The 18464-nt window shown below is 38.3% G+C and carries 21 protein-coding genes; 5 read left to right on the top strand and 16 right to left on the bottom strand.

Annotated elements, in window-relative coordinates; all coding sequences use genetic code 11:
* The coding region (locus AACV33_RS08920) for a glyceraldehyde 3-phosphate dehydrogenase NAD-binding domain-containing protein (RefSeq protein WP_255458568.1) at positions 1-112 on the bottom strand (112 nt) is incomplete at its 3' end.
* A 336-nt stretch (positions 113-448) separates the two neighbouring features.
* On the opposite strand from AACV33_RS08920, the gene msrB reads away from it, so the two are divergent.
* Positions 449-853: a peptide-methionine (R)-S-oxide reductase MsrB gene (gene msrB / locus AACV33_RS08915; RefSeq protein ID WP_182700165.1), complete on the top strand. Its 405-nt coding sequence runs from the start codon at positions 449-451 to the stop codon at positions 851-853.
* A 63-nt stretch (positions 854-916) separates the two neighbouring features.
* Here the strand turns inward: msrB and AACV33_RS08910 are convergent, their stop codons facing one another.
* Positions 917-1762: a DUF2989 domain-containing protein gene (locus AACV33_RS08910; RefSeq protein WP_255458565.1), complete on the bottom strand. Its 846-nt coding sequence runs from the start codon at positions 1760-1762 to the stop codon at positions 917-919.
* A 120-nt stretch (positions 1763-1882) separates the two neighbouring features.
* Here AACV33_RS08910 and AACV33_RS08905 point away from each other — a divergent pair, with 120 nt between their 5' ends.
* Entirely contained in the window at positions 1883-2167 is a 285-nt protein-coding gene (locus AACV33_RS08905) for a YeaC family protein (protein WP_012550427.1), read from the top strand.
* Between the two features lie 309 nt (positions 2168-2476).
* Here the strand turns inward: AACV33_RS08905 and AACV33_RS08900 are convergent, their stop codons facing one another.
* Positions 2477-3325 carry an ion transporter gene (locus AACV33_RS08900; protein WP_017022015.1) on the bottom strand — a complete coding sequence of 283 codons (849 nt, stop codon included), beginning with the start codon at positions 3323-3325 and terminating at the stop codon, positions 2477-2479.
* Positions 3326-3901: 576 nt separating this feature from the next.
* Here AACV33_RS08900 and adhE point away from each other — a divergent pair.
* A complete protein-coding gene (gene adhE, locus AACV33_RS08895) occupies positions 3902-6553 on the top strand; it encodes a bifunctional acetaldehyde-CoA/alcohol dehydrogenase (protein WP_023603785.1) in 2652 nt (883 codons plus the stop codon).
* Positions 6554-6683: 130 nt separating this feature from the next.
* Here adhE and AACV33_RS08890 read toward each other — a convergent pair whose 3' ends face one another.
* From AACV33_RS08890 to sodB, 3 genes are all read right to left on the bottom strand, one after another.
* A complete protein-coding gene (locus tag AACV33_RS08890) occupies positions 6684-7355 on the bottom strand; it encodes an SDR family oxidoreductase (RefSeq protein WP_017022013.1) in 672 nt (223 codons plus the stop codon).
* Between the two features lie 262 nt (positions 7356-7617).
* A complete protein-coding gene (locus AACV33_RS08885) occupies positions 7618-8124 on the bottom strand; it encodes a VC2046/SO_2500 family protein (protein WP_182700163.1) in 507 nt (168 codons plus the stop codon).
* A gap of 209 nt (positions 8125-8333) precedes the next feature.
* Positions 8334-8918, bottom strand: coding sequence for a superoxide dismutase [Fe] (sodB, locus tag AACV33_RS08880; protein ID WP_012550433.1), 585 nt, complete (start codon positions 8916-8918; stop codon positions 8334-8336).
* Positions 8919-9153: 235 nt separating this feature from the next.
* Here sodB and grxD point away from each other — a divergent pair, with 235 nt between their 5' ends.
* Positions 9154-9489 carry a Grx4 family monothiol glutaredoxin gene (gene grxD, locus AACV33_RS08875; protein WP_182700162.1) on the top strand — a complete coding sequence of 112 codons (336 nt, stop codon included), beginning with the start codon at positions 9154-9156 and terminating at the stop codon, positions 9487-9489.
* Positions 9490-9591: 102 nt separating this feature from the next.
* Here the strand turns inward: grxD and AACV33_RS08870 are convergent, their stop codons facing one another.
* The 3 genes from AACV33_RS08870 to rnt all read right to left on the bottom strand — a co-directional run bounded on the left by AACV33_RS08870 (position 9592) and on the right by rnt (position 13102).
* Positions 9592-10890: a response regulator gene (locus tag AACV33_RS08870; protein WP_182700161.1), complete on the bottom strand. Its 1299-nt coding sequence runs from the start codon at positions 10888-10890 to the stop codon at positions 9592-9594.
* A gap of 170 nt (positions 10891-11060) precedes the next feature.
* Complete coding sequence (locus AACV33_RS08865) at positions 11061-12389, bottom strand: Na+/H+ antiporter family protein (RefSeq protein WP_017022010.1); 1329 nt, start codon at positions 12387-12389, stop codon at positions 11061-11063.
* Between the two features lie 47 nt (positions 12390-12436).
* Positions 12437-13102 carry a ribonuclease T gene (gene rnt, locus AACV33_RS08860; protein WP_012550437.1) on the bottom strand — a complete coding sequence of 222 codons (666 nt, stop codon included), beginning with the start codon at positions 13100-13102 and terminating at the stop codon, positions 12437-12439.
* Between the two features lie 200 nt (positions 13103-13302).
* Between rnt and motY the strand changes: the two genes are divergently transcribed.
* Positions 13303-14181, top strand: a complete 879-nt coding sequence (gene motY / locus AACV33_RS08855) for a flagellar protein MotY (protein ID WP_017022009.1) — start codon at positions 13303-13305, stop codon at positions 14179-14181.
* Between the two features lie 38 nt (positions 14182-14219).
* On the opposite strand, the gene AACV33_RS08850 is transcribed toward motY, so the two are convergent.
* The 7 genes from AACV33_RS08850 to AACV33_RS08820 form a co-directional block, all read right to left on the bottom strand.
* Positions 14220-14654 carry a DUF2753 domain-containing protein gene (locus AACV33_RS08850; RefSeq protein WP_182700160.1) on the bottom strand — a complete coding sequence of 145 codons (435 nt, stop codon included), beginning with the start codon at positions 14652-14654 and terminating at the stop codon, positions 14220-14222.
* 119 nt (positions 14655-14773) lie between these two features.
* Positions 14774-15190: a lactoylglutathione lyase gene (gloA, locus tag AACV33_RS08845; RefSeq protein ID WP_017022007.1), complete on the bottom strand. Its 417-nt coding sequence runs from the start codon at positions 15188-15190 to the stop codon at positions 14774-14776.
* 36 nt (positions 15191-15226) lie between these two features.
* A complete protein-coding gene (gene nth, locus AACV33_RS08840) occupies positions 15227-15862 on the bottom strand; it encodes an endonuclease III (RefSeq protein WP_012550441.1) in 636 nt (211 codons plus the stop codon).
* A gap of 17 nt (positions 15863-15879) precedes the next feature.
* Positions 15880-16566: an electron transport complex subunit E gene (locus tag AACV33_RS08835; RefSeq protein ID WP_017022006.1), complete on the bottom strand. Its 687-nt coding sequence runs from the start codon at positions 16564-16566 to the stop codon at positions 15880-15882.
* The gene (gene rsxG, locus AACV33_RS08830; protein ID WP_017022005.1) at positions 16566-17198 is read right to left on the bottom strand and encodes an electron transport complex subunit RsxG; all 633 of its coding nucleotides are present in this window, start codon (positions 17196-17198) and stop codon (positions 16566-16568) included. Before rsxG ends, AACV33_RS08835 begins: the two co-directional genes overlap by 1 nt.
* A 3-nt stretch (positions 17199-17201) precedes the next feature.
* A complete protein-coding gene (rsxD, locus tag AACV33_RS08825; protein ID WP_023603781.1) occupies positions 17202-18257 on the bottom strand; it encodes an electron transport complex subunit RsxD in 1056 nt (351 codons plus the stop codon).
* A gap of 2 nt (positions 18258-18259) precedes the next feature.
* On the bottom strand, positions 18260-18464 hold a 205-nt coding region (locus AACV33_RS08820), incomplete at its 5' end, for a hypothetical protein (RefSeq protein ID WP_255458563.1).

The following is an 18464-nucleotide window of genomic DNA, read 5'->3' as shown; positions in this document are numbered from 1 at the left end:
CGTCGATAAGATCGTTAATACCAACAACTTCGATGTCGTTGCGCTCTACAGATGCACGGAAAACAAAACGTCCAATACGGCCAAAACCGTTAATACCTACTTTGATAGTCATTATATGTTGCTCCACAACTTAAATTTGATTTTCAGGTTTAAATTAACTGGTAGTAAAATTACAAAATCCTGAGCCAACCTGCAAGCAAAAATGCCATTTATATTGTTTAAAATCAAAAAATAACCCATATTCTGTTAACATAAAGAAAAATTCTTACGTAATTTATAGAAAACTTGGTTATTTAATCACCTTTGTGTCATTTATTGAAAATAAGTGACATAACAATTAATGTGTACTTTTGGGTTAGCAGTAAAATTACTTTGGCAAAGTATGTGCTACAACGATAAGACTTAGCAAGGTTTAATTTAAATATGTAACAAAGGAGGGGTTATTAAAATGAATCAATCAAAATCATTTTCTGACTTTACAAACGAAGATTGGAAAAGTGAGTTAACCGACGAAGAATTTGTGGTTTGTCGACAGCAAGGCACAGAAGCGCCTTTTTCAGGAAAGCTTTTACAGAATAAGGCGACAGGGAATTATGCGTGTACCTGTTGTCATGTGGGTTTGTTTTCATCAGAGAATAAATACGATTCTGGTTGTGGATGGCCAAGCTTTGATGAACCATTAAATGCGGAGGTTATTCGATATATAGAAGACAATAGCCATGGCATGGCGCGAGTAGAGATTCGATGTGCCCGCTGTGATAGTCATTTAGGGCATGTATTTAAGGATGGTCCTAAAACGACCGGAGAGCGTTTTTGTGTTAACTCTATTTCTCTACGCTTTAAAGGTAAATAAAAAATAGAGAAATAACAGAGAGGAGATATCGATAATTCCTCTCTGTTTTGTCATCACTAATGATTACTGTGAGTCGTTATTTATTGTCGGTAGCATTGAAACGGTAAAATTTTGCGTTTTAATGCTGTCTTTAATCATTTCTGATGTAATCAATAACTCTTGTTTTGTCTCTTCTGGAAAATGATAAAGTAGCTTTAATTGCTGTTCCGAGGCCACTTGTAAGTCAAATGCTTTTCCTACCATCGTCCAGATATAAGCGTGCTCTTTATTGCCTGCTTTATAGTTCACACTTGCTAGTGAGTTAATGATGATCGAATGAAATTGATTTTTATAGTCTTGTTCTGTAAGCAGTTCTAAAGAATGGTTAAGTAACTGAACTGTTTTATTCTCATTTCGAAGAGTATAAAAGGTGGCTAATGCATATTGTAACTCGGCCGTTTCCAATTCTTTTGTATTTTCTAATTGTAAAAAAGATCGTAATGCCTCTTTGTCACCCACAGTCCAGCGATAAAAGAGAACTTTAGGGTCTGTAGAGCTTTTTAATTCTTCCGAAAGTGCATCCGAGGCATCATACGTATGAAGTAAAGCTTCGGTACGTTTTGATTTAATTTCTTTTGCTGTGATTGGTTCAATTTGTGCAGCAGAGCCTAAACAGGTTTGGTATTTTAATGTGGCCTGTAAGGTTTTTAATTTATCAAGATCCGAATTGGTTTTTAGTACATCAAAACGGTTTAAAATTAATTCATCTCTTTGATGGCGGCATTGTCCATCACGCATATTGAGTTCTTGACATTGTAAAGCGCCATGTTCTTCGCATAATTGTTCTGTTGTCGGTTTTATCCCAAAGCATCCGGTAAGTGAAAGACTTACTAGAACAAGTAAAATAAAGCGATGAGTGATTGAAAGCATGATGATCCTATTGGTGATAAATGATGAAACGTGATCCATTACACCTATTTATCGGCACTTGATTGACTAACCTTAATGAAAAGATATCTTTCTAAGATATTTAACAGAGTAGAGTAAATAATGGATATTAATAAACTATTAGAATCAATGACTCCTGAAGTGTTTGAGAATTTACAATATGCAGTAGAGACAGGGAAGTGGCATAACGGCACGTTATTGTCCCAAGAGCAAAGAAGCACCTGTATGCAAGCAATGATGTTATATCAATCGAAGCACAATAAAGATGCAGAGCATATGACGGTAGCAGAAGGGGGTGAAATCGTTTTTAAATCAAAAGCAGAATTAAAGAAACAATTTTCTTCAGCTCAACAAGACATTGTTCGAGTTAACGTTTCTGGAAAATAATAGAGTGATTCTATTATTTTTTGTTAAAAGTCTCATTTTTGAAAAACTAATGTTACCTTGATCCCATAAAAAAATTATAAAACGTTAGCTAGGCTTATAATTGAGTATATTGTCGACAACTAAATCTATGAATAGAATCATCTAATGAAAAATACGAAAGGACAAGTCTTAACTAAGTGCGCGGCATTTGCTGCTGTTTTTATACTTCTTGCTATAATTGCGGCACCAAAATTCTTAGGAAGCGATACGACTCCAAATGTGTCTCAGAGTACACTTGTCCTTTATACTGAATAATCTTAACTCTATTTTCTATCTATTTTGATTTGGTCTTACTATTCTTTCCTGAGGCTCAGGTAGTTTACTTCCACAATGCTTACAGTGCATCGCATCTGATTCATGCCCACCTTTAACACAATTTGGACAACGCACAAGATCTCGATGTGCATTCATCTCTTGATTTAATTCTGCTGTAATTATTCCTGTTGGTACCGCTAATATTGAATAACCTAATAACATCGTTAATGAAGCCACCGCTTTACCTAAAGCAGTGTGTGGAACTAAATCACCATAGCCGACTGTTGTAATGGTCACGATAGCCCAATAAATACTTTGGGGAATACTCGTAAACCCATTATTTGGTCCTTCAATAACAAACATTAATGAACCAAAAACAGAGACTAAAATAGCAACGGTGCTAAAGAAGATCAGAATTTTTCTTTTTGCCATTAACAATGAACGCAAAAGTATGTTTGAGTCTTGTAAGTATCGAACCAGTTTTAAGACTCTAAATATTCTCATTACACGTAAAAGACGAATAATGGCAATATAACTCGCACTTGGGAAAAAGAGAGCTAGGTAAGTAGGTAAAATAGCCAATACATCAATAATGCCATAAAAGCTTTTAGCGTAAGAAGCCGGTTTTGGTGAGCAATAAAGACGTAACAAATATTCAAGCGTGAAAAATGCAGTGAAGATATATTCCAATGTCCATAATAGTTCACCATACTCAGCTTTAACTGATGCCATTGAGTCTAAAATTAAGGTTGCCTGAGAAGCTAGAATTAAACATATCAATCCAATGTCAAAAGCTCGACCCCCCTTTGTATGAGTTCCAAAAATAGTAATGTAGAGGTAATGTTTAATACTCTTATTATTCATCGTTAAGTGCCAAGTCTTATCATAACTCCAGAATAATCAAAAAAGGCCACTCTCTCCAGTAGAACTTTGAAATAGGGAAGATCCCCATAACGGTTAATACATAAAAATATAAGCATAAAGTGATCTAGGACAAGTTATTTGAGGGATTAATGATGTGAATAGAACCTAACTTATACTACTCTTTAGTAGCACGCTTTTTTCACCTTATCTTGTCATTTAAAGCCTCTAATGTGAAAGTTTATTACAGTTTGGTTTTTTGTTGATTATGGTTTTGTCATTAGGTTTCTTTTTGATCATCATCATTGTTGAGTCTAATTATGTGATATAGAACGTGTTTTTTATGTGATACCCGTTAGGGGTACAACGAAAGTGGTAAATAAATTCTCAGAACTGATCTGAATCAATACTTTTAAAATTGTGAAAGAATATAATCAGTTTTGAAAGCAATTTACTAAGAATGTAAAGCAAGGTAATCGATTTAAACGATTAAGCTTAGATGCAAAAAAGGATGTAACGCAGGATCCTTACTAAATAGTTTTTAATGAATTTTATAGTTTTATTTTTTGGAGAAACAATATGCCTGTAACTAATTTAGCTGAACTTGATGCTCTAGTAGCACGTGTTAAAGCGGCGCAACAAGAATTTGCAAGCTTTTCACAAGAGCAAGTTGATACAATATTTCGTGCTGCGTCTCTAGCTGCTTCAACGGCTCGTATCGAGCTTGCAAAAATGGCAGCAGAAGAGTCTGGCATGGGTATCATGGAAGACAAAGTAATCAAAAACCATTTTGCTTCTGAGTTCATTTACAATAAATACAAAGACGAGCTAACGTGTGGCATCATCGACCGTAACGATGAAGGCGGCACGATTACTATTGCTGAACCTCTAGGTATTGTTTGTGCAATCGTTCCAACGACAAACCCTACTTCTACAGCAATCTTTAAAGCACTAATCTGTCTTAAAACACGTAACGGCTGTATCTTCTCGCCGCACCCACGTGCTAAAAATGCAACTAACTACGCAGCTAAAGTCGTATTAGAAGCTGCAATTAAAGCTGGCGCACCAAAAGACATCATTGGTTGGATTGACCAACCATCTGTTGAGCTATCAAACGCACTAATGAAACATGATAACATCAACATGATCCTTGCTACTGGTGGTCCAGGCATGGTGAAAGCGGCTTATTCATCAGGTAAACCAGCAATCGGTGTTGGTGCGGGTAATACGCCTGTAGTTATCGATGAAACTGCTGATATCAAACGTGCTGTTTCTTCTATCTTAATGTCTAAAACATTCGATAACGGTGTTATTTGTGCTTCTGAGCAAGCTGCAATTGTTGTTGAGTCAATCTACGACGAAGTTAAAGCTCGTTTCGCTAAATACGGCGCTGTTGTTTTAAGCAAAGAAGACGCAAATAAAGTACGTAAAGTACTACTTATTGATGGCGCACTTAACGCCAACATCGTTGGCCAACCAGCATACAAAATCGCTGAGCTAGCAAATGTTAAAGTTCCTACTTCTACTAAAATTCTTATCGGTGAAGGCTTAGAAGCTTCATGGGATGATGAATTTGCTCATGAAAAACTATCTCCTACATTAGGTTTATTCAAAGCGAAAGACTTTGAAGATGCTGTGCGTCAAGCCGGTATCGTATTAGATATAGGCGGTGTTGGTCATACGTCAGTACTTTACACAGACCAAGATAACAACGAAGAGCGTATTGCGTACTTCGGTGACAAAATGAAAACAGCTCGTATTCTTGTAAACACGCCAGCATCTCAAGGTGGTATTGGTGACCTTTACAACTTCGAATTGGCTCCTTCATTAACACTAGGTTGTGGTTCTTGGGGTGGTAACGCTATCTCTGAAAACGTAGGTCCTAAGCACCTTATCAACAAGAAAATTGTAGCTAAGCGAGCAGAAAATATGTTGTGGCATAAACTACCAAAATCTATCTACTTCCGTCGCGGCTGTTTGCCAATCGCAATGAGCGATCTTGAAGGTAAAAAACGTGCACTAATCGTTACTGACCGTTTCTTATTTAACAACGGTTACATCGATGACCTACGCTCAATCTTGAAAGAGAAAGGCATGGAAGTTGAAGTGTTCCATGAAGTAGAAGCGGATCCAACATTAGCAGTAGTTAAAGCGGGTGCAGAAGCATGTGCAAGCTACCAACCTGATGTTATCTTAGCGGTTGGTGGTGGTTCACCAATGGATGCTGCGAAAATTATGTGGGTGATGTACGAACATCCAGAAACTGATTTCGAAGACTTATCTATGCGCTTTATGGATATCCGTAAACGTATTTACAAGTTCCCTAAAATGGGCCAAAAAGCTGAACTAGTATGTATTACAACTACTTCAGGTACTGGTTCTGAAGTTACACCATTCGCTGTTGTAACCGATGAAAAAACAGGTCAAAAATACCCATTAGCAGATTACGAACTAACACCAAATATGGCTGTTGTTGATGCTAACCTTGTAATGGATATGCCTAAGTCTTTATGTGCATTCGGTGGTTACGATGCAGTAACGCACGCATTAGAAGCTTATGTTTCTGTTCTTGCAAACGAATACTCAGATGGTCACGCTCTGCAATCACTTAAGATGCTTAAAGAGTACTTACCAAGCTCTTACGCTAACGGTAAGAAAGATCCAATCGCACGTGAGAAAGTTCACAATGCAGCAACTATCGCGGGTATGTCTTTTGCGCAGTCTTTCCTAGGTGTGTGTCACTCAATGGCGCATAAATTAGGCGCTGAATTCCACATTCCACACGGTCTTGCTAATGCGTTATTAATCTCGAATACGGTTCGTTTTAATGCGACTAACAACCCAACTAAACAAGCGGCATTCTCTCAGTACGACCGTCCTAAAGCACGTGCTCGTTACGCTGAAATTGCAGAGCATTTAGGTTACCGTGATGGTAATACTGAAACGAAAGTTAATGCGTTACTTAACTGGTTAGAAGAGCTGAAAATTGCATTGGATATCCCACTGTCAATTCAAGCCGCTGGCGTTAACGAAGCTGAGTTCATGGCTAAAGTAGACAAATTAGCTGAAGATGCATTTGATGACCAATGTACTGGTGCTAACCCACGTTACCCATTGATCAAAGAACTTAAAGAAGTATTAATCGCTTCTTACTACGGTACGGCTTACGCTGACGTAATGGACGCACCAGAAGTTAAAGAAGCAGTAAAAGCGAAAAAAGCAAAGAAATAATTCGATGCTAATAAGTTAAGGTATTTTCTCCCGTATTTTGAAAGTACCTGACTAATAAAAAAACCACCTATTTAGAGGTGGTTTTTTTATGCCTAAAGAAAAATCATGGGTAATTTTAAACGTTGAATAATTAAGCGGTTGCTTCGAGAATTCGACCATTGAAGTAATCATTTTCTACGATATATTCTGTATTTTTGATTAATTCTTGATTGATGAGGTTAACGGTATGAGCTGACACTTTATTAAATAAGCGAGGTGTGACTCCTCCGACTCGGATATTGAAAGGGTTAAGCTCTTTAGCCCAACTTTTTGTTAACCCAGTTAATAACGCTTTTGAGTTATCTAAACTACAAGGTTGGTTGACATTCTGATGATGCCCAAGATTGATGATAACGCCTTCTTTTTTATGTTTTCGCATATTCTGAGCTGCAAATTGCCCATAATTAAATAAAGTGGAAGCGAGTTTGGTTAATAATAGTGGACTGTCATTAGTTTGAGTATCGAATAAGCTGGGTAAAGTGACATCAATATAGTTATTTATGAGAACGTCAATTCCTGAGTCAAATTCTTCATCGATAGCATGGAATAGGTGTCTAATACTGTCTGTGCTTTCATCTTTTAATTGGTAGCTAACGACATCAGTGCCAAGTTCAGAGCAAATTTGATGAGTTTTATCTAAATCACTTAGGTTTGAATCCGCAATAATAAGATGAGCACCTAGTGCGGCAAAGTGACAGGAAATAGCTCTCCCCATCGTATTACCAGCTGATGTGATTAGAATAGTTGAGTGCTCAATTTTCATTTTATTCTTTCCCCAGAGTATTATTCATTACTTTAATGAATGTAAATGAATGCTCTAATAATGGGATAGAAATTTAATATCTGCTGTGAAGTCCGGCCAAAAATGTGATTTTTTTATAAGTAACCATAGGAATTATGCACTGAATCACAAAATTTTAGAGTGAAGATGGAAGAGAATAAATTTAGAAAAGAAAGAAAAATAAAGGGAAGTGAGCGAACAAATAAGTAGTTAAGGTTGATGTTTAATTACTTAAATCGCTAAGCTATACGTATACATTCATCTCTGAATGACGCTTTGCTGTGACTAATTCGTTGTATAGATCTTGAGGGATCGCGTTAAATATTTCATTTCCACTTTCTAACTGACGTCGTTGGTGACCTGATAGGTTGTGGTATACGTCTTCTGGTAAGTTACAGGTATCTTGGGGCATGTAAGCCATTGCATCGGGCGCTAGGCCATGTTGCAGCTTAGCACTTGCTAATCCACCATTATGAAACTGATGAGCTTGAAAGGCTGAACGAGAGTAGCTTTCTTCGTTGCTGCGAAGTATTTGGGCATCAGCCAATTGAAAACGCTGACGTAGTAGTTCTTCGGTTAGTTTTTTTTCATCAATTTTTTCAACGGGTGTGTTTTCACGTAAGTCATTAGATAATAAAGACATCATTAAGGCAAAATCTGCACGACGACCCGCTTCCATTGCATGGTTTAGGTTTGAGCCGTATTGGATTTCACTGATTAGTTCTGCTTTATCTAAAGTATGTACTTTCATGAATCAATTCCTCTTGATGATAAATACTTATCGGAAAAGAATTGAAAATCTTTAGTGTTTTTAGGAAATAAATTGCCGTTTTTTAAAATTATTTTATTGAAAGGGCAAAGTGTTACCGCAAATTGGAGTAATAAAAAAAGGTCAGTATAAATACTGACCTTTTTGATTTGATATTAGCCATTATAGAAATGGTTATTCAAATGAGAGATTTACTTAGCTAGGTTTTCTTCTACGAAAGACCAGTTAACTAGAGACCAGAACGCACCCATGTAATCAGGACGAACGTTACGGAAATCGATGTAGTAAGCATGTTCCCATAGATCAACAGTTAGTAGTGGCGTTACGCCTTCATCTGTTAGCGGTGTTGCCGCGTTAGATGTATTAACGATAGCTAGAGAGCCGTCAGCATTTTTAACAAGCCAAGTCCAAGAAGAACCAAAGTTGTTGATTGCTGAATCTGTGAATTTTGCTTTGAATTCTTCGAAAGAACCAAATGCAGCATCGATTGCAGCAGCTACAGCGCCTGTTGGTTGGCCGCCAGCGTTTGGAGCTAGGCAGTTCCAGTAGAATGTGTGGTTCCAAATTTGAGCTGCGTTGTTAAAAACACCGCCAGTAGAAGTTTTGATGATCTCTTCTAGAGTCTTGCCTTCAAATTCAGTCCCTGGGATAAGACCATTAAGCTTAACCACATAAGTGTTGTGGTGTTTGCCGTGGTGGTAATCTAAAGTCTCAGCTGAGATATGTGGTTCTAATGCGTCTTTTGCGAACGGTAGAGCTGGTAATTCAAATGACATTGCTCATGTCTCCATTTAATAAGAGGTCTACGCCTCACTAAATTCCAAAAATATGTGCTCTATTAAACGTAGAGCTTTATCTGACTTCGATTTGATTCTAGCAAGTTTTGATTTTATTAAAAGAAAAAGTGGCGATTTTTCAATAAATAATACCACCACAAATATTAGGTATTTTTTTCTGATGATATAAGAAGTAGAATGGATACAACTTAGTGTCGACCCATTAGAGGATACAATGGAAACTATCGATAAAATTAAACAACAAATCGCTGAAAATCACATTATTCTATACATGAAAGGCTCACCTAAGCTACCAAGCTGTGGTTTTTCATCTCAAGCATCTCAAGCTTTAATGAACTGTGGTGAGAAATTTGCTTACGTAGATATCCTACTAAATCCAGATATTCGTGCAGAGCTTCCAGCTTATGCACAATGGCCAACATTCCCACAACTTTGGGTTGAAGGCGAATTAATTGGCGGTTGTGACATTATTCTTGAAATGTTCCAAAAAGGCGAACTAAAGCCGTTGGTTCAAGAAGCTGCACAACGTAACGCACCTGAAGCTGAGTAAATCATCTTTAAGTGAATATAGATAATTAACCTTATTTATATTTATCGTATAAAAAAGCCACTTATTGTAGAGATAAGTGGCTTTTTTCATTACTGTTGTTTGTTATGCTTTCTCGAACACTAACGTTTGTAGTTTTGCAAGAATGCTTTTCCCCTGTCTTAGTTTCGCCAACCATTTGTCTTCAATTATTTTTTTCTCATCATCTAATTTCATCTCACAATACACGAGATAAACGATATAAGCGGTTTCATAATCAGTAATATCAGACAACTGAATGTCAGATATAAGACGATTTGCTTCACCGTAACGATTCATTTTAAGCTGCCATAATGCAGATAATGCGCGCTGGGCTGCAATACTTGGTATTCCTCTTAATCGGCCTTTTAGTTTTGCACTAACACGTTGCCATGAGCTCTCTGGTGACCATTCTTGCAGAATGTCCTCGGGTGCGACATGCATATCAGCCCAAGCGGTTAAGGCTCTTCTGCCGGCGGAATCAAAAGCGGAGTGGGGCAAGAGATACGCATATTTTGTCAGTAAATCAAAGGCATCATAGCGATCTCCCTTTGCAAGAAGAGACCAAATTAAGTAGCTAAATCGCATATAAGAATAAGGAGCTAGTTCAAATGCTTTTTTCCAATAACGGGTGGCGAGAGCAATATTATCGGTGTTAAAGGCGATCTCTGCTTTTAAATCCAGCAATTTTAAATGGCTTTCATTTTGTTGTAATAGAGTATCGAGTAACTGGTTTGCAGAATTATAATCGACCTGTGCAATACATATTTCAGCGCGTTGAATATCGGCTTCAACAGACTCTTTTACAATGGATATTAAGGCCTTGTTTACACTCAATGCTTCCGATAAACGGTTAACTTTAATTAATCGATTTGCAAGTTTTAGCATGGCTGTTTGTAGAATGATTTTGTTTGGTGACTTAAAAATCAGTGGTTTTACACCGGCTAATCCTTGCTTTGTATAAGCTCCAATCATCGCCATTGCAAATTGACGTTTAATTAAATCACTATTAATGACGTTGATGATTTCTTCTGGGCGTATGGGCTTTTGTATATATTTAGACGGAGAATAGTCCGTATAGGCTAACTCTATTTGAGGGTCTTCATTACCTGTGACTATATAGACTAGCGTGTTGTCATTGATCAGTTTTAATAGACGCAGTTGTTCTAGCATCTGTAAACCAGTGCTGCCATGGCCTAAATTATGATCAACAAAGAGAACATCATACTTTTGACGTTTACAATTACCAACGGCGGCACCAGCGGTGGGGCAACAAGCGATGTTATTAGTTGGAACACCTATACGACTTAATAAGGCTCGAATGGCGTTTTGAATAACGCTACTGTCATCGATAATGAGAAAAGAAGAGAGCTTAATTAATTTCATGAGAATGATAGGTGATTTTAAAGAGTGGCAGAGTATAGCAATAGTTATGGGAAATATAGGGTAAAGAAAGGGAAGGAAGAAATAATTTTATGATCTTAATACAAAAAAACGGCAGATATTACTGCCGTTTTTAGTATTACACATTAATTATTCATCAAGTGTATTGTTTATTATAAGGTCATTGCTGCTAACCAACCAAAAGCGATTAATGGCAAGTTGTAGTGTAAGAACGTGGGAACGACGGTTTCCCATACGTGTTCATGTTGACCATCAGCATTAAGACCAGATGTTGGGCCCAACGTAGAGTCTGATGCCGGAGAACCAGCATCACCCAGTGCTGCCGCAGTACCCACTAAGGCAATAGTGGCCATTGGGGAGAACCCAAAGGCGACGGCAAGAGGTACGTAAATAGTAGCAATAATTGGGATAGTAGAGAACGATGAGCCGATGCCCATTGTCACTAATAAACCAACAATCAGCATCAGTAGAGCGGCTAGCGGTTTGTTATCCCCAATACTCGTAGATAAGGCTTGTACCAGTGTTTCTACTCCGCCAGTTGCCTTCATTACGGCTGCAAAACCGGCAGCAGAAATCATAATAAAACCAATCATAGCCATCATATGAACACCACGAGTAAATACATCTTGTGTTTCTTTCCAAGCGATAACACCACCAAAAGTAAACACCATGAAACCAGCTAAAGCACCAACAATCATTGATCCTGTCGCTAATTGAACAGAAAGAGCCGCTATAATAGCGACAATTGATATTTGGATATGACGTTTGTTAAAGACCGGTGTTTTGTTTTGCGCTTGCATTTCTTCATTATCAATATCGGCATACGTACGAGGTTTACGATAAGAGATAAAAACAGCAATAAGAAGACCCGTTACCATGCCTAAAGCAGGTAAAGCCATAGCAAGAGGAACTTGGCTTGCAACAACATCTAGGTTGTTATCATGCAGGTTTTTTAAAAGAATATTGTTTAGAAAAATGCCGCCAAAGCCAACAGGAAGAATCATGTATGGAGTAACAAGGCCAAAGGTTAATACACAAGCAATTAGTCGACGATCAAGTTTTAGTTTATTAAATACTTGAATTAGAGGCGGGATCAAAATTGGAATAAACGCGATGTGTACAGGTACCACGTTTTGAGATGAAATAGTGATCAATAAAATTAAGCAAAGTAAAAGGTATTTTAGGCCTGTGGCAGCGTGCAAGTTTTCTTGGCCATTAATGCGTTTTATTACACTGTGGGCGAGTAAATCAGTCACACCTGATTTTGAAATGGCAACAGCAAAAGCGCCTAGCATTGCATAACTTAATGCAATGGTAGCGCCTCCGCCTAAACCACCTTCGAACGCAGCAATTGTATCAGATAATGATAAACCACCTACTAATCCACCGATTAGTGCACTGAACGTTAAGGCAACGACAACGTTAACTCTAAGCAAAGCGAGGATAAGCATTACTGAAACAGAAAGAATGATTGGATTCATTTTGTTTAGTTTCCCTGTAAATATTGTGTTGTTAGTAAAGTAGCCAGTTATTTATTATTAGTATCATTTTCTGGTTCTGGCGCTAGAGGCCAACCACCAAGATCTTTCCATTTATTTACGATATGGCAGAACAGTTCCGCTGTTTTTTCCGTATCATAAAGGGCTGAGTGTGCTTCTTTTCCGTCAAAATCCATTCCAGCCGTTTTACACGCTTTCGCTAATACGGTTTGACCAAGAGCTAAGCCACTGATTGCGGCAGTATCAAAAGTACAGAATGGATGAAAAGGAATGCGTTTTAATTTCGTTCGTTCAGCGGCTTCCATTACAAAGCTGTGATCAAAATTGGCATTATGAGCCACCATGATAGCGCGTCGGCAATCATGCTGTTTTTGCTCTTTACGAATGAGTTTAAAAATTTCTTTTAAAGCCACATCTTCTGTTACTGCACCACGTAAAGGGCTGAATGGGTCACGAATACCGATGAAATCCAATGCTTCTTGTTCAAGGTTTGCGCCTTCAAACGGAGTTACATGAAAATGGATTGTCGTCGCGGGTTTTAAGTAACCCTCATCATCCATTGCTAATGTCACCGCACAGATCTCAAGAAGTGCATCTGTTTTTGAGTTAAAACCTGCTGTTTCAACGTCAATAACGACTGGAAAATAGCCTCGAAAACGCTGTTTCAGTTGATTATGTAATTCTACTTCGCTCATTATTCGGTACGTAAGAAAATGTTGCCGCTATTATTGCAGATTATCCGTAGCATAAAAACTGCAAATAAGGTGTGATATGGATATATTTTTGACGATGAAGTCTTTATTTCATTCGTTGCTGGTTTATAGCACTTATTATTGGTCCAGTTTTTGCTTTGTAATAACTATCGTCAACGGCATGACCCATAGATTTAGGTATTATGAAAAAAACACTCCTTACTTCAGCGCTACTAATGAGTACATTGATTGCAACTCCTGTATTGGCAAATAAAAATTACGTTGCGAAACCAGAGCAATCTAAATGGGCAATGCTGGAAAACTCACCATTAGAGTGCCGTTTATCTCATAATATTCCGAATTATGGCAATGCAGAGTTCTCTGCCTATGCAAATAAAAAGATGAATTTGGATTTTGAACTAAAGATGAATCGCCCAATGGGAGAAACTCGTTCTGTTAGTTTAGTGTCAATGCCTGCTCGTTGGATGCCAGGCGACAGCGCCGATACCATGACAAACTTAAAATTCTTTAAACAGTTTGATGGTTATGTTGGCGGTTCGACGGCATGGTCAATGCTTGCTGAATTGGATAATGGGCGTTTTCCTACATTCACTTATGCCGATTGGCAAAGTCCGAAGCAAATTGTTGAGGTGGGGTTGTCTCCTGTCTTATTCCAAGAGCAATACAATGTATTTAGCATGTGTATTGCAAATTTATTACCTTACAGCTTTGAAGATATTTCGTTTACGATCCTTCATTTTGATAAAAACAGTGATGAATTAAATAAAGCGTCGAAAAAGCGTTTAGCACAAATTGCCGATTTTATTAAATACACAAAGGATGTTGATTTGGTGCTGGTTGCTACTTATACCGATTCAAGTGGCGCAAAAAATGTGAATCAACAAGTATCAGAAAGACGCGCTGTGAAACTTCAGAATTATTTTGAATCAATAGGACTACCTGCAGACAGGATCCGAGTGCATTCTTATGGTGAACGCCGTCCAATTGCCGATAACTCAACACCAATCGGTAAGAATAAAAACCGAAGAGTAGTTATCTCATTAGGTCGAACGATTCTCTAAATATAAATAATGTAAGGCGTCTAATTTAGGCGCCTTTTTTATTGCAGTTTAAAGCTTGCAATAAGTTCACATTGAACTGTGTGGTCAATATGTTGAATATGTCGAGCAATAGCAGGGTTGGGATGGCGTTTCATAAAGTCTAAAAGCGCATTTTTACAGCAGCCTAAATTCGAGATAAAAGATTCACAATCACTGCGAGGGCACTGAGGGACAAGAGCTAGTGCTTTTTCTGAGGCAATCTGTAAATATTTCAATTCGAATTGGTTATCATTTTGACTTCGCCAAAACTGCGCTAAGTTATGGCATGAAATAATAGAGATAGTTGTTTTATCAGCAAGGCTGCCCTCGCTTCTTTTACTCAATTCTTCAGAAATAGCATAAGCCTGCTGATAATGTAAAATTGTTCGCCAAAAGTCTTCATTTTTAAAAGATTGTTCAGCGAGTATGGTGTGTTTTTCCCAAAGTTCAATCATAGCGTATCCTCAACGATTCCATTTTAATAGTCCTCACTCTAATTGAGAATCATTATCATTAAAAGCGTTGGGTATAAAAAAACCTGCCTAGATCGCAGGTTTTATAAATTAGAAAGTGATTAGCCTTCTAGACCTGCTGATGCACTTTTGTTTTGGATTAATTCAATCATGTAGCCATCAGGATCTTTAACAAACGCGATGTGAGTAGAACCGCCTTTTACTGGACCTGCTTCGCGAGTAACATTACCACCTGCGGCTTTTATGACATCACATGTCTCATAGACATCATCGACACCAATCGCGATATGACCAAAAGCAGTTCCCATGTCATACTCTTCAGTTCCCCAATTGTAGGTTAACTCAATTACTGCACCTTGAGATTCGTCCCCGTAGCCAAGAAATGCGAGAGTATATTTGTATTCTTCGTTTGTGTTTTTACGAAGAAGATCCATGCCCATTACTTTAGTATAAAATGCAATTGAGTCTTCTAAATTACCGACACGGATCATCGTGTGTAAAATACGTCCATTAGCCATTTATTGCTCCTAGTATTATTTTTATTTGCTGTTTTTCTAGCTTTCTGTTTTTTCAGAAAACTCACATAAATCTTCAATAAGGCAACTGCCGCAACGAGGTTTTCGAGCGATACAGGTATAGCGTCCATGTAGAATTAACCAGTGATGAACATCCAACTTAAATTCTTTTGGTACGACTTTGAGTAATTTTTTTTCAACGTCGTTAACTGTTTTACCCATTGCCAATTTTGTTCGATTCGATACACGATAAATATGAGTATCAACGGCAATGGTTGGCCAACCAAAAGCGGTATTAAGAACGACATTTGCTGTTTTGTGGCCAACTCCAGGGAGGGCCTCTAATGCATCTTGATCTTCAGGAATGACACTGTCATGTAATTCAATCAGCATACGACATGTTTTAATGACGTTTTCTGCTTTGGTATTAAATAATCCAATGGTTTTTATGTAGGTTTTAAGTCCATCAACCCCTAAATCTAAAATAGCTTGAGGGGTGTTTGCTATTGGGTAGAGTTTACGCGTGGCCTTGTTAACGCTAACATCTGTCGCTTGAGCTGATAATAATACGGCAATGAGTAACTCAAATGGGCTGGACCATTCGAGTTCAGTCTCTGGCTTTGGGTTCTCTGCACGTAAACGCGTTAAAATTTCGAGTCGTTTGACATTGTTCATCGTAGTATCTATTCCCTTTAAGAGACGCGAGCGCGTTCAATTTCCGTTTTTTCTTGTTTTGGTTGACGATCGGCCAGTTTCTTATCAATGATATTCTTGATAGCAATTAAAAATCCAACACCAAGAAAAGCACCAGGGGGAAGCATTGCAAGTAAGAAATGGCTATCAACATGAAATAGCTCAATTCGCAAGGTGGTAGCCCAATCGCCAAGAAGTAAATCGGCACCGTCAAATAAAGTGCCATTACCAAGAATCTCACGCATTGCACCTAATAAAACAAGTACGGACGTCATGCCTAGCCCCATCCATAACCCATCGAGAGCGGCAGGTAATGGATCATTTTTAGAAGCAAAGGCTTCGGCTCGACCAATGATAATACAGTTGGTAACGATTAATGGAATGAAAATACCTAATGAGAGATATAAGCCATAAGCATAAGCATTCATTAATAATTGAACACAGGTAACTAAAGAGGCAATGATCATAACAAACACAGGAATACGGACTTCTTGTGGGATCCATTGTCGGACTAAAGAAACGATTAAGTTTGATCCAATCAGAACTAACGTTGTTGCAATTCCTAACCCTAATGCATTGGTTACTGTTGCAGAGACGGCTAATAATGGGCATAGACCAAGTAATTGGACTAAGGCGGGGTTGTTATCCCATAACCCATTTTTGATTAATTCTTTATGAGTTGCCATTATTTCACCTCGCAATTAAGTGGGAGAGTTTGTAGCTCGTCTTGATGTGTTTTATAGAACCAAACCGCTCTTTTCACGGCTTTCACTACGGCTCGCGGTGTAATGGTTGCCCCTGTGAATTGGTCGAATTGCCCACCATCTTTTTGAACAGCCCAACTGCTGTCGTCAGCAGAATCTACGGTCTTACCTAGAAAACCATCAACCCATCGAGTGATTCTAGTATCTATTTTATCGCCTAATCCAGGTGTTTCTTGATGAGATAATACGCGAACCCCTGTTACCATCGAGTCTGAATCAACACCAACAATGATCTTTATTGCACCGCTGTAGCCATCAGGAGCAATGGCTTCAATCGCCGCTCCAGTATGCTTGCCATTCATGCTTGCTAAATAAATAGGCATTGGGGTATCTGTCCCTAAAGCATCAATATTATTCACAAGAGTACAGGCTTTAAATAATTCGTTATCGTGCTGTTCTTTTGGTACAACTTGATTAAGAACAGATAGCAATTGCTGCTGTTGTTGATAAGCAATTTGATCTTTAGTTAACGCATAAGTAATCGTTACTAAAGAGGTAGCTGCAATCGCAAACAGAGCCAAAACAAGGCTGCTTTTTTTCATTATAGTAAGCATGTTTTATCCTTTCTTATGGCCGTAAGTTCTTGGTTTAGTGTAATAATCAATAAGGGGGACACACATGTTTGCCAATAGAACGGCAAAAGCAACGCCATCCGGGAAGCCTCCCCAAGAGCGGATCATATAAACCAATAGTCCAATTAAAGCGCCATAATATAAACGGCCTTTGTTTGTGGTCGCAGCAGAAACGGGATCCGTTGCAATAAAGAAAGCACCTAACATTGTCGCACCAGAGAATAGATTGAAGATTGGTGATGTCGTTGTATCTGGTGAGAATACTGCGAACAAAGAACTTACGATAAATAAACTGGCTAAGAAACTGACAGGTATGTGCCAATGAATAAGACGTTGTTGCAGAAGAAATAGTCCTCCCAATAAGAAACCAACGTTAACCCATAGCCACCCTAATCCTGCAAAGCCATTAAATATAGGTGCAGATAGAATTTCATTGGTGGTTAAGCCTGCTTTTAATCCTGTTTTTACTGTATCTAATGGCGTAGCCATTGTCATTCCATCAACGTTCATCGTTAGTTGATGTACAGAGAACCCATCTTGACTTAAGCCATGAAAGATTAACCAAACAGAATCCATGAAACTAATGTGCTCAACTAACAATTCTTTTGCTGGCAACCAAGTGGTCATTTGAACTGGAAATGAAATCAAAAGAACAACATAAGCAGCCATTGCTGGATTAAATAGATTCTGACCTAATCCACCATACAGATGTTTCGCTATCACAATGGCAAAAAACACACCAATAACAGTGAGCCACCATGGGGAAAGAGGTGGAATGGCCAGAGCTAATAATAAGCCGGTTAATAAAGCACTATTATCTTTTAAGTATGGCGCTAAAGGTCTTCTTCTGCATTTTAAAACGAACGCTTCTGCCAAAATAGCGGTAATAATAGCGAGAAGAACTTGAAGTAATGTCCCCCAGCCAAAGAAGTAGGTTTGAGCTAGTAAACCAGGAATAGTCGCGAGTGCGACCATTTTCATCATGGTTTGAGTGCTCTTTTTACTGTGAGCGTGTGGTGAGCTAGTGATAAAAAAGGCCACTGTTACTCTTCCTTATTTTTTTCAATTTGTTGTGCTGCTTTGCGAGCTTTAGCACGAGAAATAGCGGCTGCAACAGCTGCTTTTTTGGGATCGTCTATTAGAGCCAGTTCTTCATCTGTTGATTCTGGTTTTGTTTCAGTTTCAGCGTTTGATGAAGGAGCGCCTTTTTCAGCTTGTGCTGCTTTACGGGCTTTTGCTCGTGCAATA

Origin of the sequence: Aliivibrio sp. SR45-2 (assembly GCF_963890165.1) — a bacterium.
Classification (GTDB): domain Bacteria; phylum Pseudomonadota; class Gammaproteobacteria; order Enterobacterales; family Vibrionaceae; genus Aliivibrio; species Aliivibrio salmonicida.
Note: the sequence above shows the minus strand (reverse complement) of the source record. Positions and strands in the feature narration are given on the sequence as shown.

What these genes read in the sequence shown, in the direction of transcription:
- AACV33_RS08890 (WP_017022013.1), bottom strand. Translation starts at nt 7,355, where the DNA reads ATGAAAATTGAGCACTCAACTATTCTAATCACATCAGCTGGTAATACG.
- sodB (WP_012550433.1), bottom strand. Translation starts at nt 8,918, where the DNA reads ATGTCATTTGAATTACCAGCTCTACCGTTCGCAAAAGACGCATTAGAA.
- motY (WP_017022009.1), top strand. Translation starts at nt 13,303, where the DNA reads ATGAAAAAAACACTCCTTACTTCAGCGCTACTAATGAGTACATTGATT.
- AACV33_RS08900 (WP_017022015.1), bottom strand. Translation starts at nt 3,325, where the DNA reads ATGAATAATAAGAGTATTAAACATTACCTCTACATTACTATTTTTGGA.
- AACV33_RS08835 (WP_017022006.1), bottom strand. Translation starts at nt 16,566, where the DNA reads ATGGCAACTCATAAAGAATTAATCAAAAATGGGTTATGGGATAACAAC.
- rsxG (WP_017022005.1), bottom strand. Translation starts at nt 17,198, where the DNA reads ATGCTTACTATAATGAAAAAAAGCAGCCTTGTTTTGGCTCTGTTTGCG.
- msrB (WP_182700165.1), top strand. Translation starts at nt 449, where the DNA reads ATGAATCAATCAAAATCATTTTCTGACTTTACAAACGAAGATTGGAAA.
- AACV33_RS08865 (WP_017022010.1), bottom strand. Translation starts at nt 12,389, where the DNA reads ATGAATCCAATCATTCTTTCTGTTTCAGTAATGCTTATCCTCGCTTTG.
- nth (WP_012550441.1), bottom strand. Translation starts at nt 15,862, where the DNA reads ATGAACAATGTCAAACGACTCGAAATTTTAACGCGTTTACGTGCAGAG.
- AACV33_RS08910 (WP_255458565.1), bottom strand. Translation starts at nt 1,762, where the DNA reads ATGCTTTCAATCACTCATCGCTTTATTTTACTTGTTCTAGTAAGTCTT.
- AACV33_RS08905 (WP_012550427.1), top strand. Translation starts at nt 1,883, where the DNA reads ATGGATATTAATAAACTATTAGAATCAATGACTCCTGAAGTGTTTGAG.
- AACV33_RS08870 (WP_182700161.1), bottom strand. Translation starts at nt 10,890, where the DNA reads ATGAAATTAATTAAGCTCTCTTCTTTTCTCATTATCGATGACAGTAGC.
- adhE (WP_023603785.1), top strand. Translation starts at nt 3,902, where the DNA reads ATGCCTGTAACTAATTTAGCTGAACTTGATGCTCTAGTAGCACGTGTT.
- rnt (WP_012550437.1), bottom strand. Translation starts at nt 13,102, where the DNA reads ATGAGCGAAGTAGAATTACATAATCAACTGAAACAGCGTTTTCGAGGC.
- grxD (WP_182700162.1), top strand. Translation starts at nt 9,154, where the DNA reads ATGGAAACTATCGATAAAATTAAACAACAAATCGCTGAAAATCACATT.
- gloA (WP_017022007.1), bottom strand. Translation starts at nt 15,190, where the DNA reads ATGGCTAATGGACGTATTTTACACACGATGATCCGTGTCGGTAATTTA.
- AACV33_RS08850 (WP_182700160.1), bottom strand. Translation starts at nt 14,654, where the DNA reads ATGATTGAACTTTGGGAAAAACACACCATACTCGCTGAACAATCTTTT.
- AACV33_RS08885 (WP_182700163.1), bottom strand. Translation starts at nt 8,124, where the DNA reads ATGAAAGTACATACTTTAGATAAAGCAGAACTAATCAGTGAAATCCAA.